The sequence below is a fragment of the Rhodococcus sp. C-2 genome, from assembly GCF_027854095.1.
GTDB classification, from domain to species: domain Bacteria; phylum Actinomycetota; class Actinomycetes; order Mycobacteriales; family Mycobacteriaceae; genus Rhodococcus_F; species Rhodococcus_F qingshengii.
This window is the reverse complement of sequence record NZ_JAQGFI010000009.1, coordinates 79,149-95,118: the sequence shown is the minus strand read 5'-3', so window position 1 is coordinate 95,118 and position 15,970 is coordinate 79,149. Positions and strand designations below refer to the sequence as shown.

General features: G+C 62.6%; 15 protein-coding genes, 3 pseudogenes and 1 riboswitch. Of the genes and pseudogenes, 14 read left to right on the top strand and 4 right to left on the bottom strand.

The window, feature by feature from the left end; translation table 11 throughout:
* Nucleotides 1-67 precede the first annotated feature (67 nt).
* Together PCS43_RS19785 and PCS43_RS19780 are read left to right on the top strand one after the other, a co-directional pair.
* Nucleotides 68-259 carry a ferredoxin gene (locus tag PCS43_RS19785; protein WP_058228098.1) on the top strand — a complete coding sequence of 64 codons (192 nt, stop codon included), beginning with the start codon at nt 68-70 and terminating at the stop codon, nt 257-259.
* Between the two features lie 68 nt (nt 260-327).
* Entirely contained in the window at nt 328-1,566 is a 1,239-nt protein-coding gene (locus PCS43_RS19780; RefSeq protein WP_058228047.1) for an NAD(P)/FAD-dependent oxidoreductase, read from the top strand.
* Nucleotides 1,567-1,689: 123 nt separating this feature from the next.
* On the opposite strand, the gene PCS43_RS19775 is transcribed toward PCS43_RS19780, so the two are convergent.
* The gene (locus PCS43_RS19775) at nt 1,690-3,252 is read right to left on the bottom strand and encodes an acyl-CoA carboxylase subunit beta (RefSeq protein ID WP_058228048.1); all 1,563 of its coding nucleotides are present in this window, start codon (nt 3,250-3,252) and stop codon (nt 1,690-1,692) included.
* 320 nt (nt 3,253-3,572) lie between these two features.
* Nucleotides 3,573-3,687: riboswitch (SAM riboswitch) on the top strand.
* A gap of 51 nt (nt 3,688-3,738) precedes the next feature.
* On the opposite strand from PCS43_RS19775, the pseudogene PCS43_RS19770 reads away from it, so the two are divergent.
* Nucleotides 3,739-3,957: pseudogene (locus PCS43_RS19770) on the top strand (aminotransferase class V-fold PLP-dependent enzyme); the annotation flags it as partial.
* Entirely contained in the window at nt 3,866-4,291 is a 426-nt protein-coding gene (locus PCS43_RS19765; protein ID WP_064074857.1) for a hypothetical protein, read from the top strand. The pseudogene PCS43_RS19770 and the gene PCS43_RS19765, both read left to right, overlap by 92 nt.
* 166 nt (nt 4,292-4,457) lie before the next feature.
* Here PCS43_RS19765 and PCS43_RS19760 read toward each other — a convergent pair whose 3' ends face one another.
* A complete protein-coding gene (locus PCS43_RS19760) occupies nt 4,458-4,751 on the bottom strand; it encodes a hypothetical protein (protein ID WP_156667375.1) in 294 nt (97 codons plus the stop codon).
* 603 nt (nt 4,752-5,354) lie between these two features.
* On the opposite strand from PCS43_RS19760, the gene PCS43_RS19755 reads away from it, so the two are divergent.
* Together PCS43_RS19755 and PCS43_RS19750 are read left to right on the top strand one after the other, a co-directional pair.
* The gene (locus tag PCS43_RS19755) at nt 5,355-5,804 is read left to right on the top strand and encodes a GIY-YIG nuclease family protein (protein WP_231915179.1); all 450 of its coding nucleotides are present in this window, start codon (nt 5,355-5,357) and stop codon (nt 5,802-5,804) included.
* Between the two features lie 29 nt (nt 5,805-5,833).
* Nucleotides 5,834-6,569 (top strand): annotated as a pseudogene (locus PCS43_RS19750) (IS6 family transposase).
* A gap of 80 nt (nt 6,570-6,649) precedes the next feature.
* Here the strand turns inward: PCS43_RS19750 and PCS43_RS19745 are convergent.
* Nucleotides 6,650-6,769 (bottom strand): annotated as a pseudogene (locus PCS43_RS19745) (aldehyde dehydrogenase family protein); the annotation flags it as partial.
* A 74-nt stretch (nt 6,770-6,843) separates the two neighbouring features.
* Nucleotides 6,844-8,112 carry an acyl-CoA dehydrogenase family protein gene (locus PCS43_RS19740; protein WP_058228051.1) on the bottom strand — a complete coding sequence of 423 codons (1,269 nt, stop codon included), beginning with the start codon at nt 8,110-8,112 and terminating at the stop codon, nt 6,844-6,846.
* Between the two features lie 185 nt (nt 8,113-8,297).
* Between PCS43_RS19740 and PCS43_RS19735 the strand changes: the two genes are divergently transcribed.
* The 8 genes from PCS43_RS19735 to PCS43_RS19700 all read left to right on the top strand — a co-directional run bounded on the left by PCS43_RS19735 (nt 8,298) and on the right by PCS43_RS19700 (nt 15,868).
* Nucleotides 8,298-8,822, top strand: a complete 525-nt coding sequence (locus tag PCS43_RS19735; RefSeq protein WP_054801153.1) for an aromatic-ring-hydroxylating dioxygenase subunit beta — start codon at nt 8,298-8,300, stop codon at nt 8,820-8,822.
* Entirely contained in the window at nt 8,819-9,622 is an 804-nt protein-coding gene (locus PCS43_RS19730; protein WP_058228052.1) for an SDR family NAD(P)-dependent oxidoreductase, read from the top strand. The genes PCS43_RS19735 and PCS43_RS19730 overlap by 4 nt, the downstream gene beginning before the upstream one ends.
* Before the next feature lie 31 nt (nt 9,623-9,653).
* Nucleotides 9,654-10,574, top strand: coding sequence for a quinone oxidoreductase family protein (locus PCS43_RS19725; RefSeq protein ID WP_064074859.1), 921 nt, complete (start codon nt 9,654-9,656; stop codon nt 10,572-10,574).
* A 492-nt stretch (nt 10,575-11,066) separates the two neighbouring features.
* Nucleotides 11,067-11,675: a helix-turn-helix domain-containing protein gene (locus tag PCS43_RS19720; RefSeq protein WP_058228054.1), complete on the top strand. Its 609-nt coding sequence runs from the start codon at nt 11,067-11,069 to the stop codon at nt 11,673-11,675.
* Nucleotides 11,567-11,899: an IclR family transcriptional regulator domain-containing protein gene (locus PCS43_RS19715; RefSeq protein WP_231915187.1), complete on the top strand. Its 333-nt coding sequence runs from the start codon at nt 11,567-11,569 to the stop codon at nt 11,897-11,899. Before PCS43_RS19720 ends, PCS43_RS19715 begins: the two co-directional genes overlap by 109 nt.
* 110 nt (nt 11,900-12,009) lie before the next feature.
* Complete coding sequence (locus tag PCS43_RS19710) at nt 12,010-13,569, top strand: long-chain-fatty-acid--CoA ligase (RefSeq protein ID WP_167349902.1); 1,560 nt, start codon at nt 12,010-12,012, stop codon at nt 13,567-13,569.
* Nucleotides 13,570-13,661: 92 nt separating this feature from the next.
* Nucleotides 13,662-14,399, top strand: a complete 738-nt coding sequence (locus PCS43_RS19705; RefSeq protein ID WP_058228056.1) for a dienelactone hydrolase family protein — start codon at nt 13,662-13,664, stop codon at nt 14,397-14,399.
* Between the two features lie 152 nt (nt 14,400-14,551).
* Nucleotides 14,552-15,868: an aromatic ring-hydroxylating oxygenase subunit alpha gene (locus tag PCS43_RS19700; protein ID WP_058228100.1), complete on the top strand. Its 1,317-nt coding sequence runs from the start codon at nt 14,552-14,554 to the stop codon at nt 15,866-15,868.
* Nucleotides 15,869-15,970 lie beyond the last annotated feature (102 nt).

Below are 15,970 nucleotides of genomic sequence, written 5' to 3'. Positions count from 1 at the left end.
TTAATCTATATTAAAGTAAATAATGATCCCTGTAGGAACTGCGCAATCGCGTCGAAAGGACACCGTCATGAAGGTTGAAGTTGACAGGAAGAAGTGCACCGGACTGGGCATCTGTGAGTCCTTGGCGCCGGCTTTCTTCGAAGTAGACGACTCCGGCGACCTGCTCCTGCTCAAGGACGACATCGGGCCCGATGAACTCGCCGAGATCGAAGAGGCCGTAGCGGGCTGCCCCACTGAGGCGCTGCGGATCATCCGCTAGGGGAAGCGCCGCGGGTTCTCCGGAGGAGGGGAACTCCCACAAAACGACATCAAGTAGAGGACGAGGATATGAGCGAGCGGCATCTGGTAGTGGTCGGCGCGTCTCTGGCCGGACTGCGTGCGGTCGAAGCAGCCAGGAAGACCGGCTTCACCGGACCGATCACACTGATCGGTGGAGAGAAGCACCTGCCCTACGACCGTCCACCGCTGTCGAAGGCCTATCTCGAAGCAGGATCGGAACCCGAGTCCACCCAATTCCGTGACAGTCGCACATTCTCGGATGAACTCGATGTGACACTGCTACTGGGACGACGCGCGACCTCCCTCGATACCGCACGGAAAGTCGTCGTAGTCGACGACCGTGAGGGGCGAAGCGAGGTGCATTACGACGCTCTTGTCATCGCCACCGGGGCCGATGCGCGCCTCTTGCCCGGTACCGAGGGGCTTGCGGGCGTTCATTCCCTGCGCACCATCGATGACGCGATTGCGGTGCGTGCGGCACTCGACGCGAATGCTCGGACGGTAGTGATCGGTGCCGGATTCATCGGCTCCGAAGTGGCTGCCGCAGCGCGTAAGCGAGGCGTGGACGTCACGGTCGTAGAGGCGCTGGCCACTCCGTTGGTGCGGGCCGTCGGCGAGAGGCTGGGTGGTGCAATCGCATCCCTGCACGAGCGCAACGGCACACCACTCCTGTGTGGGGTGGGTGTGAGCGCAGTGGAGGGCGCCGGACGCGTTGAACGCGTGGTCCTTTCGGACGGCACCGTTCTGCCCGCGGATCTGGTGGTCGTGGGCATCGGTGCTGTGCCGGCCACCGGCTGGCTGGAGGATTCTGGCCTGACTCTCGACAACGGAATCGTGTGCGATGAGAACCTCTACACCGGTGTGGAGGGAGTGTATGCGGCCGGCGATGTAGCACGTTGGCATAACACGCTTTTCGATCGTTCACAGCGTCTGGAACACTGGACCAGTGCTGCCGAGCAGGGAGCCGTCGCTGCCCGCAACGCGCTCGATCCTGATGCCGTGAAGGCTTACACCACCGTTCCCTACTTTTGGTCCGACTGGTACGGCAGCCGGATTCAATTCGTAGGGGTTCCGCAGGCCGACGAGATTGTGGTGGTCGACGGTGAACTCGACAGTGACCGCTGGGTCGCGCTCTATCGCGAGGGTGATCGTCTGGTCGGCGCCCTTACCCTCAACGGTCAGGCTGTGATCATGAAGTACCGAGGCCTGCTGATGAAGGGTGCCACCTGGGCCGACGCCCTTGCCTTCGCCGAGAAGCGAAAGCTGGCAGCTGTAGTCAAGGCGTAATCGCAGCGATACTGAATCCAGAATGCTTGGCTGACAGGATTTTTCGGAGAAATCAGGCCACCATCGCTCGGGCTGTGAGCGATGGTGGCCTAGTCGTACGTGTACTTCCGAAGTGGAGACGGACTAGATCGGGGAAATTGTCCGGCGTTTGCCCGGCACCCGAGATTCTCGTCGCGGAGCAACCCGGGACAGTGCTTCGGCTAGAAGTCGACGGGTATCCGAAGGGGCAACCACGTCGTCAATTCCGAATCCGTCAGCGGCTTCGAAAGCTCCGATATTGGAACTGAACTTGGCAATCAGCGACTTACGATGGGCCGTAGGATCATCCGCAGCTTCCCACTCGCGGCGGTAGGCGATGTCAACTGCGCCTTCCACCGGCATTGCGCAGATCTCGGCAGTAGGCCACGCAAGGGCGAGATCGGCTCCGTAGCTCCGTCCGCCGCCCATCGCGATGTACGCGGCTCCGTACCCTTTGCGCAGAACGATACTGAACCGAGGGACGGTTGCCTGCCCCATCTCGAAGACCAATCGCCCACTGCGCCGGGACAACTGGCTGGATTCGGCAGCAGTACCGATAAGGAACCCCGGCAGATCGATCAGGATGACCAGCGGCAAGCCGAACGCATCGCAGACTGCAATAAAATGTGCGGCTTTTTCACAGGCAGGGCTGTCGAGCGCCCCACCCAGATGAAGCGGCTGGTTCGCGATGACTCCTACTGGACGTCCGTCGATGCGCGCGAAGCTGGTCACTACGTTGGCCGCAACGACCTCGCGCAGTTCGAATACCGAATCCTCGTCGGCTATTCCGCGGATTACGTCCCTGACATCGTAGGATTGGCGACTGCTGAGCGGCACGACCTCGTCGAGATCGACGGCGGCCGGTTTCCGAATGCCGGGCACTCGTGGCGGAAATTCCTCTGAACTCGACGGCAAGAACCCGAGGAACGCCCGAATCGCGTCGATGGCTTCTGGCTCGTCGTCGACCGCGATATCCGCAACACCGTTGCATGCCTGAACATCGGCGCCGCCGATCTGCTCATTGGTCAGATTCTCACCCGTGGCAGCAGCGACAAACGGCGAGGAGGACATCCCCAGGGTCGACATATCCCTGACCATCACAACAAAATCGCTGAGTGCAGCGAGGTTTGTTGCGACACCGAAACCCGGGCCCATCATCGCCGAGACGACAGGAACCAGTCCCGACAAATCGACGAGCTGTTGAAGTAGAGGTGACCCGGGTGCGGCGTGGCGTGAATCCAGACCCTCCTGCATGCGGTGCCCGCCCCCGTCGCTCAGCAAGATCAGCGGGATCCGGTCTAGCAGAGCGCGTTCGGCGCATCGAGCGACCTTCTGCATTCCGGTGACGCCGTTGCTGCCGCCCAGCACGGTAAAGTCGAAGACCGCCAGCGCTACTGGCCGACCATCCACGTAGGCCACTCCCGTGACGACGCCGTCGCCGGGTGCAATCAGGGGGTCGCTTCCGGGCTGAGCAGGCCCGGGCCCGGCCAGTCCGCCGAATTCGAAGAAGCCATCCTCGTCGGCCAATAGTGCGATGCGCTCGCGGGCGGTCAGTTTGCCGCGCTGATGTTGACGGCTGACCTCTGCCGGCCTCGACGCGTCAAAACCCGACGCGTGCCGATCGATGACCTGCTGCGCAAGTGGATTTGGTGTCGAATCCTTGCTCACCGCACTACCTTTCAATGAATTTGGTGCCCAACGAAGCTGGTTCTCTCTGATTCATCGCCATCGTCCCGAAAACCGAGATCACTCCGTCGGCGTTAATTGAATGTAAGTTAAAATAAAGACTGCGTCAATCTGCTTGCCGGGCGTGCGTCCGACAAGCAGATGAACGCAGATCTGCTACTGCGGAGCAGTTCGAAGGCCATCCTCGGAAAGCGTCGTGCCGAGCATGTTCGGCCGGCTCGATCTCAGGCTCTATGCAGCCGAGACAGATGGATTACGCGTCAGGTTGACAAGGTTGGAAGTTCCTGCCATTCTCCTTTGCAGGTCACGAGTACCAGTGTTCAGCCCCGGCTTGCTGGTCGGCAACCCTCCTCCGCGGTGGGGTGCTCCGGGTGACGACCCGGCTGTATCCGAAAACGGATGCGGCAAGCGCGGGCTTCCGGGAACAACACCCGAAAAATGAGTCCTTGAACGTGAGGATTGTCTTCGATGACTGCTGTTTTGAGTGCCGAGTTCTGTGCCACCGCCCCCATTGCCAAGGTTTCGGGTTCTGACCTGCAGGTTCCCCTCGTGCAGGGCGGCGAGTGTTCGTACGCAAACTTCGACTACGCAGCCAGTGCGCCAGGCATTGGCCCAGGTCACGGACTGCATCGCAGAATTGCTCCCACTTACGCCAGCGTCCACCGCGGCGCCGGAAACGTCCGAAGGCCAGATCGTCGGATTCACGATCCGGCATGACTACACGACACTGGCGGACGTCCCGGTCTCCCGGTCTCAGCTCCGGCGGGGCACAGCCCGCATCGCACCAGTAGTAGCAGAGACGTTGCACCGTCTCACCGCCCCAGAGCGAACCGAATCCGCTCGGTTGCAACAGTCGATCGAACTGCTACGAGTGGAAGAGGACGCTGCTCGCAACGCTGCGACCTCGCTCCTGTTCCCTGACGAGCAGACGCTCGTCGCAGCCGAAGCCCGACTAGCTGCGATCGGCGCGGAGATCGCCGGCGTCCTCGACAGCGACCACCAGCACAGTCAGGCGGCCTGACCGACACGGGGCAGGTGCGGATCCTTCGCCTTGCCGCACCTGCCCCGAATCCGCACCAGAGAACCGGCCCTCACACCTGATCTGTGAGGGCCGGTTCGCTGGTGTCGGCGGCAGCAAAGAGCCGGACAGGTCCACAGACAACTTCCCCCACAGCGCGGCCGGACAGTCATGACCACAAATACCGCTGGCGACCTACGAGAGTTTTCTCGTAGGTCGCCAGCGGTATTTGCCTCTCAGGCGGCGTACACAACACGTCCAGACTCTCGGCCAACAAGCCTCCGTCCAGAACCCACCGGACGAACAGAGGCTCGCTCGAATCGAAGTTGGCGTACTCCACTTCGCCGGTCACCCCCAACTCCGCGACAACAGAGAGCGCCGCTTTGGCCGCCACGGCGTCCCAGGGATAACCAGCATCGCGCAGCGCACCTCCACCGCCGAACCGGATGTGCAACGTCGACACCGTGCAGTCTACCCGAAAGCGTTCGCACTGCTCTACCAGTGCGCTCGTACGGAACAATCCAGCCAACATGCCAGCGAGCCGCGCATCAGGACTGACGTCAGAGAACTCACCCCGTGTCTCCGCACCACATGACACCAGCGAAGCAATCGTTGCCGCCACTGTTGCATCCAACCCACCATCGTCGTCACTTCGATCAGCGACGACGAATGCTCCACGGAAGCAACGACTTTGTCCTTCACCCATTATGTCCCTCGATTCTGTCTGCGAAATCCGATACGCCAATGGCCACCAGGGACGACTGCGGGTGCGGCACGCCGACCTCATGCTCCGCTCGAACCGAGAGCCCGGACAGGACAGACACCCAACCGATCCGATTTCCAACACGCGCTGGCCCACCGAGATCCCGTAGCTCTCAACCCGGTCACCGCACTGACGCGCACCCACCACCGCTCTCGCGCTTTGGGTCCAGTTCACGGACAGCGTCCGCCCGGTGCGCGATGCCTTCATCGCTTTGCATGCACCGTGCCGACGAGGCTGACAGCTCGCGCCACACGACCCTGCCCTCATCGGCGACAGTTCCTGTTTGTCGCGCTGAGTGTCTGCGTGGCGAGGCAGACTGCTCGCTATGCAAACCCCGCATCCACGGCGCCGCACGATGCAGCCGATACCATCACCGCGCTCAGTAGCTCCAGTCGCGCGCTCGAGGACCTATCCATGCTGCCCGCGGCACCGGGCCTTTACGCGTGGTGGGCGGCGCCGGAGGTGTTCTCTCAGCTCCCGGGGCCCACACACCCGACCAACGCTGGGATACGGCTGCTCTACATCGGTCTCGCCACGAACCTGCGCCGGCGGATTATCAGTAATCATCTGCGCCGCAGCGGATCATCCACCCTCCGCCGCACCCTCGCCGGGTTGCTCCTCGATACCGAGCACTACCGGACCCGACGCACTGATCGCGTCGTCCTCGTCGACGAGGACGAGATTCGACTGACTGCCTGGATGCACACCCATCTACGATTGACCTGGTTCCAGCACCCGGCATCGTCAACTTAACTGGGCCTCCAGTCAGGGACGATCATTGGATGAGCTTTGGAAGCGAGACACTGGCGGATGCGACGCGGTCACTGTACAAACGGCACCGCTATCCTGCGGAGATCATCGCGCACTGCGTGTGGTTGTACTACCGGTTCACCTTGAGCTTGCGCGACGTTGAGGAGTTGATGCTCGCCCGCGGCATCGTGGTTTCGCACGAGACGATCCGTACATGGTGCGCGAAGTTTGGGCCCGAATACGCGCGTGGCCTGCGCCGACGCGCTCCCGAACCTGGCGACACATGGTTTTTGGACGAGGTGTTCATCAAGATCGGCGGTATCCGGAAGTGCCTGTGGCGGGCGGTCGATCAGGAAGAGAACGTCCTCTTTCGTCCTGGTCCAGTCACGACGCAACGCGAAGGCAGCGAAACGCTTCTTCGGCAAGCTGATGCGCAAGCAGGCCCCGGCGCCGAGGGTGCTGGTGACCGACACGCTCGCCAGTTACGTTGTGGCGCATCGTGAATTTATGCCATCGGTCGAACACCGGCGCTCGAAGTACCTCAACAACCGGGCCGAGAACTCGCACCAACCGACCAGGCAGTGCGAACGGGCAATGAAGGTCTTCCGCTCGCCCGTTGCGGCACAACGGTTCCTGGCGGTGGTCAGTGCGATCTCGCCGCACCTCCGGCCTGGCCGACACAAGCTCACTGCGAGCGATTACCGCTTCGAAATGACCGGCCGATTCGCTACCTGGAACGACGTCACCGGCGCACCTTACGCCGCCTGAACCGGTTTCACTCCAAGAGAATTCGCCCCCCAGTATGACCGAATGCTGTTGATCCCCAGTTGCGTTCAGCTAAGTTGACAAAGCCCGATCAGGGCCGATTTTCCACCCAGTTCGTGCACCACGGGCTTGAGTGACCGCGCCGCCAGGGCCATGATGTCGCTTCCAGTGCGATCGGATCCGGTGAAACTGATCATGTCGACAAGCCGGCCTCGGCGGCAGCTGACGTTTGACGGCACGATGGTGGGCATCGGTCTGACGCCTGGTGTCACGACAACTAGGAAGCGTCGTACAGTTCGTGGGCGCGTCGCGTCATCTCGACCTTGTGGTAGCTGGGGAACATGCCCTCGGCCGGCTTGATGTCGCGCAGGACTTCCTTGGCGACGACGACCTTGTGGACCTCCGTAGGGCCGTCGGCGAGGCCGACATGGAACGAGTGGATGACCCACTCGGCGAACGGCATCTCATGGGTCAGGCCCAGCGATCCGTGGAGGTGCAGGGCACGGGAAGAGATGTCGTGGAGGAGCTTGGGCATCGTCGCCTTGACGGCCGAGACGTTTTTGCGGATTGCCTTCCAATCGTTGCCCTGGTCGGCCAGCCACGCGGTCTCGAGGATTAGCAGGCGGAACTGACGCAACTCGACCCAGCTGTCGGCGATCTTCTCCTGCACGAGCTGTTTCTGCGAGAGTTGCTCGCCCTTGGTCTCGCGCGAAACGACTCGCTCGCATATCATCTCGAAGGCGCGTGTGGCCTGGGCGAGGGTGCGCATTGCGTGGTGCATGCGGCCACCGCCGAGACGGACCTGAGCCACGACGAATGCGTCGCCCGGTCCTCCGAGCATGTTCTCCGCCGGGACGCGGACATTGTTGAAGCGCAGGTGGGCATGCGATTCGTCGGGCTCCCCGTAGACACCGTAGTTCTTGATGTTCTCGATGCCGGGAAGGTCGCGCGGGACAATGAACATCGACATGCGGCGGTACGGGTTCTCGGCGTCCGGGTCCGTCACCACCATGAGGATGAAGAACGCCGCGTGGTCGGCCTCGGAGGCGAACCACTTCTCGCCGTTGATGACCCACTCGTCGCCGTCGGGCTCGGCATGGGCCGTGAAGATCAGGGGGTCGGCGCCGCCCTGCGGTTCGGTCATCGAGAAGCACGACACGATCTCGTTCGCCAGCAGCGGGTGGAGGAAGGTCTCCTTCTGCTCGTCGGTGCCGTAGTGCGCGAGGATCTCGGCATTTCCGGAGTCCGGCGCCTGGCAGCCGAAAACGATCGGGCCGAAGCGCGACATGCCGAACTTCTCGTTCATCAGTGCGAGTTTGAGTTGGCCGTAGCCCTTTCCGCCCAGTTCGGGGCCCAGGTGGCAGGCCCACAGTCCACGCTCCTTGACCTCGGCCTGTAGCGGCCGGACGAGGCGGATGAACTCAGGGTCGTGGATGTTCCACTGGCTGCCCAGTAGGTAGTCAAGCGGCTGGACCCGCTCGCGCACAAAGGTGTCGATCCAGTCGAGTTCGGGCTGAAACTCAGGATCGTTCTCAAAGCTCCACATGCTGGGTGTCCGTTCCGTCGAGGTGATGTCGGCACGACAGTAGGTCAATTGAATTAAAAACACAATCAACTGATTCACTGTGGTTTGAAGTGGATACGTCGAGGTTCCGGACCATGGAACGTGCTCTGGTCCACACTCGATCGGCCCGAAAGACTGGCGATCAGTGAGACAACAGGAGGTTGACGATGAGTAATGTCCAGGTGGACCCGGTTCCCGTACTGTCCGTGTCGGACGCGCAGCTTCGACAGATCGAGCGGTACCTCTTCGACGAGGCGCAGTTGCTCGACGAGTGGCGGCTGCACGAGTGGCTCGAGCTCTTCACCTCAGATGCCCACTACCTCATTCCTTCCACAGATCGTCCCGACGGCGACCCGAGCCGCGACTTGTTCCTCGTGCAGGACGATCGGTTCCTGCTGGAGCAGCGTGTCAACTCGCTGCTGACCCGAGCTGCTCACGCGGAATACCCTCACTCACGGACGACCCGGATGATCTCCAACATCCGGGCAACGCACGGGGAATCCGGCCGCATTCACGTCCGCGCCAACTTCGCCGTCTACCGCGTCCGCAACGGGGTCATCGACACGTACGTCGGCCAATACCGTCACATTCTCGAGCCTGATGCCGAGCAGGTCCTCAAGTACGTTGAGCGCAAGTCCGTCCTGACAATGGACGCGCTCCGTCCACACGGCAAGGTCAGTATCATCCTGTGAGCCGTCTCGAAGGTAAGGTCGCGATCGTCACGGGCGCCAGTGCCAATATCGGGGGATCGCTGGCAGCAGGGCTCGCAGCAGCGGGGGCCAAACTCGTCTGTACAGACATGTCGGCCGAAGTTGCGGCAGCGACTGTCGCACGTATCGAGGACGCGGGTGGTGAGGCACTTGCCGTCACCGGTGACGTCACCGATCCCGATCACGTATCGGACGTCGTCGCTCAGACGCTGGAGCGCTGGGGACGTATCGACGTGCTCGTCAACAACGCCGTCTGGTTCAACCAAAAGGGGCTCTTCACAATGCCTCTCGATGAGTACCGCCGCCAGATCGACATCATCTTGGGTGGTGCCTTCCTGTTCACCCGGGCGGTCGGCCAGGCGATGATCGACCAGCAGGTCGCGGGCAGCATCATCAACGTCCTCTCGACCGCGGCGTGGCAGGGACAGCCCGGCAACATCGGCTACAGCACAGGCAAAAGCGGACTTATCAACTTCACTCGCTCGGCCGCGATGGAGCTCGCCGAGCACGGGATCCGGGTCAACGGCTTCACCCCGACAGCGACGCAGCCGGAGGACCCGGAACTGGTGGCTCGGATGGCCGCAATGACGAGCCAGCCCAGCGCTTACCCGATGGACTTCACGGCTCAATTCCCGATGAAGCGGTTGCCGACGCCGAGCGACTACGCACCGACGGTCGTGTTCCTTGCATCGGACGACTCCCGGATGATCACCGGCAGCAACATCACGGTCGACGGCGGTGCCACCGCCAAATACTGGCCGTGGAGGCCCCAGCAGGACTGAACAACCCACTAGGGCCGAACAGGAGGACACCGTGCGTGCTGCAATCATCACAGAACTCGGAGCTGAGCCAGTCCTCGGCGAGCGACCCGACCCGGTCGCTGGCGAGGGCGGCGTTCTCGTGCACGTTTCAACCGCAGCCCTCAATCCGGCGGACTTGGTTTATGCCTCGGGTATTCGGCTGAAGCCGTCGACGCCGTTCGTCCCCGGGATCGAAGCGGTCGGTAGAACACCCGACGGAAAGCGGGTCTACTTTTATCCCGCACAGCACCCCCACGGCACGTTCGCGGAGCAGGCCGTGGCGCACCTGGGGCAGGTCCAGCCGCTCGCCGACGACATCACCGACGAACAGGCTCTGTGTCTCGGCGTCGCCGGCACGACCGCCTGGCTCGCGCTGACATACAAGGCCGGCATCCAGCCCGGTGAGTCGGTACTGGTGCTCGGAGCGACCGGCAGCGTCGGCCAGATCGCCGTACAGGCGGCCAAGGCTCTCGGAGCGCGCCGAGTCGTTGCCGCGGGTCGTGACCGCGAAACCCTGGACACCCTGCTCGATCATGGAGCGGACACCGTGGTGACGCTCGACGAGGGCTATGAGAGCAGGCTCGTCGACGCCTCCGAGGGGGGCTTCGATCTCGTCGTCGACTCTTTGTTCGGCGACCCCATGGTGGCCGGCATCCGGGCGACCCGGGCCGGCGGGCGGATCGTCAACCTCGGAATGCGCGCAGGCCGGACCGTCGAACTCCCCGGGATCCCCCTCAAAGGGCGTGACCTGCTCTCGTGCAGCATCGACATGGTGCCGACCGCCGTCAAGGCGCGGGCCTTCGGCGACCTGTGCCAGGTGGCACGCACAGGTGGGATCCACGTCGAGTTCGAGCGTACGGCCCTCGCAGACGTCGCCGAGACGTGGAAACGCCAGGCAACCAGTCCACACTGCAAGCTGCTCATCGTGCCCTAAGCGTGGGACCTCGGCTCAGGTGGTGATGGCGGTCATGATCGTGCAACTCGGGCGCGTGCCGTTCGAGTCGGCCCGAGTTGCCGCCACATTGCGGTTCAGCCATGCATGGGCTGGCGGTCTCCAGAGTCGTGACCAGGAGCGCGATGGTGTCGGCTCTTGCACCGGGGTGGGGCGATACGCCCGCGTGCCTCGACCCTGTGTGACTCGACATAGACGAGGAATCCGTCCTCGGTCTCGATGACCAACAACAGTGCAGGCTACCGCTGTTCCATCTGACGGGACGGTACTCATGCTGACCGTGATCAGGGAACCCGGGCGGTGCGCAGACGTTCCAGCGGTCGGAACCGTGGGTGCCATTTATCGGACACGGATCCCACGATAGCCATTGATTACGGCGTTATCTACGTCACACCGATTTGGCTGCACCGATAGCGACACTCCCGTCGCACCAGCGCGCTCTGGGTAGGTGGCAGCGATGAGGAAGAGGTCCAAATGAGCATCGACATCATTGAACCGTTCACGCTCGACCGGGAAGTCAACGCGTCCCGTGAACCGACTGAGAATGTAGCGCAGTCTTCCGCGTCGAAGGCGCTGGAACTGCTCGAGGTCATCTCGAAGGCCCGCGGAAACTCCTTCGGACTCACCGAGGTCGCGGCCGACATCGGCGTCCCCAAGAGCACGGCGCACCGGCTGCTCAAAACTCTCGTTGAGCACGGCTTCGTTGGACGCAGCGGCTCACGCTACCGAGTTGGCGGCACATTCTTCGAGCTCAGCGAAGCAGCTCGGTGGTCGGAGTTCGGCGAGTTGCGTGATGTCGCGTCCGGACCGCTCAACTGGCTGTTCGAGCGCTCGAACGCCGACGCTGTCCACGTCGCGACCCTGAGCGGTCGCGACGTGCTCTACCTCGACAAGATCACCAGACCAGCTGGAACCGGCTGCCGAGCCGAGTCGGCGGTCGCTTCCCAGCTACCTGCACGGCACTCGGCAAGGCGATCCTCGCCTATAGCTCGCGGGCGACGGTGTTGTCCGTCATCGGACAGCCACTGTCCCGGGTCACCCCCTACTCGGTTGCTCTACGCAACCAGTTCGTCGAGCAGTTGAGCAAGGCGCACACGGATGGTTACGCGATCGAGCGTGAGGAGGCATGCCACGGAACGATTTGCGTCGCTGCCCCGGTTCTGCGCGATGGAAAGACAATCGCTGCGATCTCGCTGAGTGTCCCGACTGCGGGTGTGGCGCGCACCGGTGACGCCGGTCTGGATTCCTTGGGCCGGCTCGCGGTCGACGCTGCTGCCCGAATCACGCGCCTGCTCCCTCTCGACTGAAAGAGGTCGCTATTGCCCGTGAAAACGACCCGTCCTTAACCGAGCACGCGCATCGCTTCCCGAATCGCCTGCCTGTTTCATCTCGTCCATCTACCCTGAAAGAGGTCCCTGTGCCCATAGACACCGACCCGTCCATTGCCGAGCATGTTCGCCGCTGGGCGACCACGGCGCCCGATAAGCCCTGCATGAGTTGCGATGATGTGACCCTGACGTGGGCCGAGCTCCACGACAGGGCTAGCCGGCTCGCACACGGGCTCACCGAGTCCGGAGTCGGACCGCAAGACCGGGTCATCTTCCTCGACAAGAACAACCCGGAGTTCTTCGAAATCACGGCCGGCTCCGCGATGGCAGGGGCCGTGACCGCAGCGGTAAATTGGCGCCTCGCGCCACGTGAGATGCTGCAGATCATCAACCACTCCACGGCCAAGGTGTTGTTCGTGGGGGAAGAGTTCGTAGGGCAGTACGAGCAGTTTCGTGACGATCTGACGACGGTCGAGAAAGTCGTCGTGATCGGCAGGGCGCAGGGCCTGGAAAGCTACGAAGACTGGCTCGAGCGTCACGTCGCGAAGGATCCCCTCGTCCCGGTCCGGTCCGACGACACCGCGATGCAGATGTACACCTCGGGCACGACGGGCCTACCCAAGGGAGTTTTGTTCAGTAGCCGCGCCGTGCTCGCGACGGAGGGAATGGCCGAGGTCCTGCGCATTGACGAGACGTCAACCCTGCTGATCTCGATGCCGGTCTTTCACTCGGCAGGAGCATGCTTGGGGGTACTGGGTTTCCGCACAGGTGCCCACATCGTCATCGCGCGCGATACCGCTCCGACCACAGTCTTGTCGCTCATCGCACGGTGGCGGATCACGATGACGACGCTCGTTCCGGCGGTGCTCAAGATGATCGCCGAGTCGTCCGAGATCGACCGATATGATCTCTCCAGCCTGGATACGATCGCTTACGCCGCTTCACCGATCTCACCTGAACTGCTTCGTCGGTGCCTGGCCGTCTTCGATGCCAGGTTCCTGCAAATGTACGGTCTGACCGAGACGCAGAGCGCCACTACCTTGCTCCCCGAGGACCATCTCGACCCCGAGCATCCCGAACGTATCCTGTCGGTCGGCAGGGCCATACCTGGTGTCACCTTGCGCGTCGTCGACCCCGGGACGGGCGACGACGTCGAGGACGATGTCGTCGGTGAGGTCTGGATCAAAGCGCCTACCAATATGCACGGATACTGGTGCAACGAAGAAGCCACGCGCGACACGCTGACCGAGGATGGTTTCGTCCGAACCGGTGACGGTGCATTGCTACGGGACGGATACGTTTACATGCGTGACCGGCTCAAGGACATGATCGTGAGCGGGGCCGAGAACGTCTACCCGATCGAGATCGAGAACGTCCTGATCGAGCATCCCGCCATCAACGACATCGCAGTGATCGGCGTCCCGTCGAACCGGTGGGGTGAGACGGTCAAGGCGATGGTCGTCCTGAACGCCGATGCTGCACTGACCGAGGCCGAAGTCATCGCCTACGCGCGGGCCAACCTTGCGGTCTACAAGTGTCCTACATCCGTTGAATTCCTCGACGAATTACCGCGCAATCCCTCAGGCAAAATCCTCAAACGGGTACTGCGCCAGCCCTATTGGAACGATGCGGAAGGCCACATCGGCTGACCGGCAGCGTTCCAGCGTCCAGAACGTTCACGTGACGGGTGGTGGTCGGTGGGACACCATCGACCGATAGACGACGAGAGGGGCAAGGAACGATGATTCCCGTTCCCAGGATCATACCAACGTACGCCGAAGTCGTTGCTGCAGGTGGTAATTGGCCGATCGCGCAGATCAACCTGCCCGGCATCCCCCGCGGCGCCGTGATCTTGCTGTTTGACCAGGATGGGCTGGGCGAACAGTCGGTCGAACTCATGAACGGGTTCGCGGAGCAAGGCTACGAGTCGCTCGCGGCCGACATGACGGCCGTCAGTCCCGATCTCATTGATGACGACCGCGTGCTTGAGGTCCTGCGATCCTTCGTGGCGCAGCTCGAGAAGCGAGGCTGGCGCGAGGAACAGATCGGCATCGTGGGCTACGGCTTCGGTGGACGGATCGCCCTGCGGGCGGCCGCCGATCTGGACCTCGGCGCCGCCGTCAGCGTCTCGCCAGACGGAGTGGCCCGCGGCACCGACGTCCGACCCGCACTGGTCGACGACGCCCGACCGGTCACGACGCCCTGGCTGGGCATGTTCGGAGCCGACGACGAGGCCGCGCCGATTGAATCCGTCAGGCTTCTGGCCGAGCGGCTGACGGACTCGTCACCGGCATACACCGAGGTCGTGACTTACCCCGGTGTCGGCGATGACTTCTTCCGCGAGTCGGCCGAGGCCTTGGGCCATGCAGCGATGTTCGACTCCCGGCAGCGTGTCATGGAGTGGCTAAACCTGCGGGTCGTGCCGCGGCAGTCGCCGTTCGCCGAGATCTGGTCCCTCAAGGAAGCCATGAGTGACTGACATGGCTTCGTTCGATCTCCCCGCGTTTCCGATGATCGGAACGTCCACTATCCCGTGCCGTATGGCCCAGGCACGTTTGACCGAGCAATGATTCGGCGGAGGTCAGTTCTCCGCAGCACCCAGAGCACCGAGAATACAAAGGAAGTGTGCTGATGTCGCAATTCATCGACGACGACCGCGAGATGCCCCGTTTCCGGGTAAACCGTCAAGCGATGGTCGATCCCGAGGTCTTCGCCAAGGAACGCGACCAGATCTTCAGCCAGGTTTGGCTCTACCTCGGTCACGAGACAGAGCTGAAGAAGCCCAACGACTTCAAGACGCGCAACGTCGCGGGTCGTCCGCTGATCTTCGGTCGTGACTCCAAGGGCAAGATTCAGGTCTGGATCAATTCGTGCCCGCATCGCGGCGCGATGATCTGCCGCGAGCCGGAGGGCAATGCCCGGTTCATGACGTGCTTCTACCATGGCTGGAGCTTCAGCTCTGCGGGCAAGCTAGTCTCTGTCCCTGGCGACACCTCGTACGGTCCGGCTTTCGAGCGTCCAGGCTTGTCGACCCCAGCGAAGGTCGACTCGTACCGAGGCTTCGTTTTCGTCAGCTTCAACCCTGACGTCGAGCCGCTGGTCGACTACCTCGCTGGTGCAACAGACTTCATCGACCTGGTCGCAGATCAGTCCGAGGCGGGCATGCAGATCCTCGAGGGGTCGCACGAGTACTCGGTCAAGGCCAACTGGAAGTTACTCGTTGAGAACAGCGTCGATGGCTACCACGCGGTCTCGGCGCACCAGCGCTACTTCGAGATGGTTATGGCATCCGGGGTCGAAATCGACAGCGCCAAATTGTCGCAGTCCGTGGGCCTCGATCTGGGTAACGGACATGCTGTCGTCGCCGGCGGACCCGATACAGGCGGACTGTTCGGACGTCCGCTTTCCGTAGAGGGCAATGCTGAGAGGGAGTCGCGCTTCGAGGAGTTCCGGGCGAAGTACGGCGACGAGTGGGTCGACCGGATGTCAGGGTCCCGCAATCTTGTGATCTTCCCCAATCTGGTCATCATCGACTTGGTTATGGGCGTCGTGGTCCGCAAGATTGACCCACTCGCACCCGACTATATGGAAGTCTCGGCCTGGCAGCTCATCCCGCCGGAGGAGGGCGACGAACTCAAGCGCCAGCGCCTCGACAACTTTCTGACGTTCTGGGGGCCGGGCGGCCTGGCCTCACCCGACGACGTCGAGGCGCTCGAGACCTGTCAACGGTCCTTCGCCTCATACCAGGAATTGCCGTGGTCGGACGTTTCGCGCGGCATGGCAGGGGAGGACCAGCCCGTAGGATCCGACGAGTTGCAGATGCGGGCATGGTGGCGGCGCTGGAACGCACTGATCACCGGAGAGGTCCTGCCCCCGGAGCAGCACAATCCGCCGGCCGCGGGATACACCGCCGCACGTAGGGTCCAAGAGCAGCAGCCCGCCACCTGAGTGCGAGAACGCGAGACGTAACGATGCCCACCAGATTCACGACTGGTGGGCATCGTCCGTTTTTCGGGGCACCTCAGGAGCCGCATGGCATCCCGTAGTGCG